This is a genomic window from Myxococcus sp. XM-1-1-1 (assembly GCF_020037095.1).
GTDB classification, from domain to species: Bacteria; Myxococcota; Myxococcia; order Myxococcales; family Myxococcaceae; genus Myxococcus; species Myxococcus fulvus.
In genome coordinates this window covers 73,182-77,127 of sequence record NZ_JAIQDH010000031.1, presented here as the reverse complement: position 1 = coordinate 77,127, position 3,946 = coordinate 73,182, and the positions used below count along the sequence as shown (strand labels likewise).

Below are 3,946 nucleotides of genomic sequence, written 5' to 3'. Positions count from 1 at the left end.
TGGCCGCGTTTCACACCGGGGCCGGGCGGCCCTCGCGCACCAGCACCCACGGTGCCGCGATGAACAGCCTGTCGGAGCAGTGCGACCAGGAGAGGGGAAAGTGGGCGTCAGCCTACTTTTGGCGGTCTTGACCCATTTTCCTGGGATGTGAACAAGATACAGCCACTTTCAGGGGTGACTCACATGGCGGACGAGCGCGAAGACACGACGATCTACAAGGTCGTCGTCAACCACGAGGAGCAGTACTCCATCTGGCCGGCGGACCGGGAGAACGCGCTGGGCTGGAAGGACGCGGGCAAGCAGGGCCTGAAGGCCGAGTGCCTCGCGTACATCAAGGAAGTGTGGACGGACATGCGTCCGCTCAGCCTGCGAAAGAAGATGGAAGAGCAGGCCCTGAAGAACTGAGGCACCCGAGTCGTGCCCGACGGACCCCGGCGACCTGGCTGGGGTCCGTGGCGGGCGGTGTCGACTCAGAGGTCCGGAGGCGGACGAACCCCCAGGTGGCACGCGCGCAACGCGAGCTGGGTGCGGTTCTCCGCCCCGAGCTTCCGGTAGAGCTGCGTGACGTGCGACTTCACGGTGCGCTCGGCGATTTGCAGGTGCGCGGCGATCTTCAGGTTGTCCGCACCGCCGGAGACATACTGCAGCACCTCGCGCTCGCGCTGCGTGAGCGCCATGAGCACGCTCGCGGTGGGCGTCGTCACCGGTGGATGCTCGAAGTCGTTGCGCAGCAGCTGGACCGGGAACAGCCGCTCCCCTCGCACCAGTGAGTTGATGGCCGAGGAGACCGCGGAGGTTCCCAGCCCCTTGCGGAAGAGATACCCCGAGGCGCCCTCGTCGAAGCACTGGGAGATGATCTCCGGCACGCTCACGGCCGACAGGAGGAGCATGCGCACCTCCAGACGTCGCTTGCGCGCCTCGCGCAGCAGGTTGATGCCCTCCGTCACGGAGCATCCCAGGGATGCCTCGCCGTCTCCTTCCACATCCATCACCGCCACCTGCGGCGGATCGGTCCCGAGGCTGTCGAGGAACAAGCGCGCATCCCTCGTCACCGAGGTCACGCTCACGCCCTCACCACGAAGACCGTCGGCGATGTTCTCCCACATCACGAACGGCCCTTCGAGAATGGATACACGAATCGCAGCTTGATTAGTTGCCATGCGAAGGCCCCCCAGCCGCCATGGCGAAACAACTTGTACTAGCGTGTTGACTGCTTCCGACCTCGGGACTGCTCGGTCAGCGGGATGAGGCTTCCAGGTCGAGCTTGCGCGTCCGCTGAACCACTCCGGGGTCGGTCCGATGATGCACGACCTGACTCCGTGACTGCTTTTCACTCCTCACAACTGGTGACGTCCTTCCGGGCTCCACCTCCGCTGGAGCCAGCTCCAGGTCCAACGTCACCAATACCCTAACACCGGGGAAGCGCAGAGGCGAAGCCGACCCTGGACAGAGTGTCAAGTGTGCGCGAATCCGATGGGATTCGGCCACCGCGTCCGTTGGTTCGTCATCGCTGTCGTTGGAATGACAAGCCCTTCCGTCCAACAGCCGATATCCGCCGGGCCCTGGCACGCGGTCGGCTGTCCACCATGCGACAGCGGGTGATGTCCGGAATCGTCGCAGGGCCTGCCCCAGGTGACGACGGGAGATGGGTCCTCGGCGTGTATGCTGGGTAGCGGACATGAGGACCGCACCCAGCCCGCATCTCGCCGTGGCCACGCCGGAGCGCGTGGCGCTCTCCCTGCCCGTGGCCGGAATCGGCTACCGGTGCCTGGCGTGGTTGGTGGACGCCAGCCTGCTCTTCTTCTTCTGGGTGGTGGCGTACTTCGTCTTCACGCTGCTGGTGTCGGACGTGCTGGGGGTGTTCCAGGGGCTGTCGAGCCTGGGGCAGACGCTGCTGGTGGTGGGCGTGTTCGCCACCCAGTGGCTGTACTGGACGCTGGGCGAGGTCTTCTTCCACGGGCAGACGCCGGGCAAGCGCGCGCTGGGCATCCGCGTGGTGCGCCTGGACGGCTCGCCGGTGGGCCTCTACGAGAGCGCCGTGCGCAACCTGTGCCGCGCGGTGGACTTCCTGCCCGGCGTCTACGCGGTGGGCTGCATCAGCCTCCTGCTCACGCCCAGGCATCAGCGGCTGGGAGACGTGCTGGCCGGCACGGTGCTGGTGCGCGAGGAGCGCATCGACCTGGACAAGTACACGCAGCCGGCGTCCCAGGCGACGAGCGGCGCCGCGCCTTCGACGACGCGGGCGCTGAAGCCCGACGAGGTGGAGCTGGTGCTGGCGTTCCTCACGCGCGCGCCGGGCCTGGCGCCCGACGTGCGGCTCCGGATGGGCGCGCGGATGGTGGAGAAGCTGGGCGGCCTGACGGACGCGGAGCGCGACGGGGTGCTCGCGTCCTCCACGTCCATCGAGGCCCACCTGCGCGGCCTCGTGCGGACGGAGCGCTGAGGATGGCCCAGGCGCTGACGGCGTTCGTCGCCCAGAAGCGGGAGGGCTGGAAGTCGCTGGAGGGGCTGCTCGAGCGCCAGCGCGCGGGCACGCTGACGCTGGACGAGCTGCGCACGCTGGACACGCTGTACCGCCGCGCGACCTCGGACCTGGCGCTCGCGCAGACGTTCTACCCGGACACCGACGCGCACCGCTTCCTCAACCAGCTCTGCGCGCGCGCGTATGCGGCCATCTACCAGCCTCCGCGCGAGCGCTGGGCCGCGGTGCGAGGCTTCTTCCGCCGCGACTTCCCGCGCACGCTGCGCCGCGAGCTGGGCTTCGTGGGCGCGAGCGCCGCGCTGTTCTGCCTGGGACTGCTGCTGGGCGCGCTGGTGGTGCTGTGGGAGCCACGCGGCGCGGAGCTGCTGGTGCCCTCGGGCGTGCGTCAGTACGTGGCCCAGGGGCGCATGTGGACGGACGACATCCTGTCGGTGGCGCCGCCCAACTCCGTGTCCTCCGGCATCGCCACCAACAACCTCACCGTCACCATCCTCACCTTCGCGATGGGCATCTTCGCGGGGCTGGGGACGATGTTCATCCTGGTGAACAACGGCGTGCAGATTGGCGCCATCTCCGCGCTGTGCATCCGCGAGGGCATGACGGTGGGCTTCCTGGACTTCATCGCCGCGCACGGGCCGGTGGAGCTGTCCATCATCGTCATCGCCGGGGGCGCGGGGCTGATGGTGGGCCAGGCGCTGGTGGACCCCGGGGAGCTGCCCCGGAGCCAGGCGTTGGCCCTGCGCGGACGCGAGGCGGTGAAGCTGGTGCTGGGGTGCGCGCCCTTCCTGGCCTGCATCGGCGTGGTGGAGGGCTACGTGTCCCCGGGCGACCTGTTCCCCACGTGGGCCAAGGCCGCGCTGGGCCTGTCCCTGGGGGGCCTGTTCTGGGCCTACCTGCTGCGGGCCGGCAGGACCGACGCCGACACCACGGACGCGCCCGAGGTGAGCGCCTCCTGACGCTTGCGCTGCTGGTGGCGGAGGATGCGCTCGTAGGCCACGTTCAGCTCGCGCATCTTCTCCGCGGAGCCGCCCCGGTCCGGGTGACGCTCCATGGCCAGCGCGTGGTAGCGCGCGCGCACCTTGTCCGCCGAGTCCAGCGGCGACACGCCGAGCAGCTGGTAGGGGTCCTGGTCCTCGATGGCGGACAGCCAGCGCTCCAGCCGGTCCTTCACCTCGATGAACTGCTCGTCCCGGGCCCCGGTGTCCTTCACGGGGTGGGTGCGCACCTTGGCGTCCGCCCGGAACACCTCGGAGTAGGTACTGGAGACCCAGCGGTGGCAGCCGGAACACCGGAAGTAGCGAATCCGGTTCCCCATCTGAAGGGTCATCCGGATGCCGCAGTGGGTACACTCCACCTCGACGTTCTCCAGTGTCCGCCAGCTCGAAGCCACCGCGTTCATCGGCCCTTGCTCCCGTCAGCAACAGTCCTGTAGCACCGCCAAGCTCCCACGTCGGGAGATCGCGT

The 3,946-nt window shown here is 68.6% G+C and carries 5 protein-coding genes; 3 read left to right on the top strand and 2 right to left on the bottom strand.

The genetic code is table 11. The features are described 5' to 3' along the window. The first annotated feature begins 183 nt into the window (after positions 1–183). Positions 184–405, top strand: coding sequence for an MbtH family protein (locus K8640_RS38165; RefSeq protein ID WP_046713356.1), 222 nt, complete (start codon positions 184–186; stop codon positions 403–405). A 65-nt stretch (positions 406–470) separates the two neighbouring features. Here the strand turns inward: K8640_RS38165 and fruA are convergent, their stop codons facing one another. Continuing rightward, entirely contained in the window at positions 471–1,160 is a 690-nt protein-coding gene (gene fruA, locus K8640_RS38160; RefSeq protein WP_046713355.1) for a response regulator transcription factor FruA, read from the bottom strand. Positions 1,161–1,678: 518 nt separating this feature from the next. Here fruA and K8640_RS38155 point away from each other — a divergent pair. After that, the gene (locus tag K8640_RS38155; protein ID WP_223751594.1) at positions 1,679–2,443 is read left to right on the top strand and encodes an RDD family protein; all 765 of its coding nucleotides are present in this window, start codon (positions 1,679–1,681) and stop codon (positions 2,441–2,443) included. A gap of 2 nt (positions 2,444–2,445) precedes the next feature. Next, positions 2,446–3,438: a stage II sporulation protein M gene (locus K8640_RS38150; protein ID WP_223751593.1), complete on the top strand. Its 993-nt coding sequence runs from the start codon at positions 2,446–2,448 to the stop codon at positions 3,436–3,438. On the opposite strand, the gene K8640_RS38145 is transcribed toward K8640_RS38150, so the two are convergent. After that, positions 3,372–3,881 carry a J domain-containing protein gene (locus K8640_RS38145; RefSeq protein ID WP_223751592.1) on the bottom strand — a complete coding sequence of 170 codons (510 nt, stop codon included), beginning with the start codon at positions 3,879–3,881 and terminating at the stop codon, positions 3,372–3,374. The genes K8640_RS38150 and K8640_RS38145 overlap by 67 nt on opposite strands. Between the last annotated feature and the right edge of the window lie 65 nt (positions 3,882–3,946).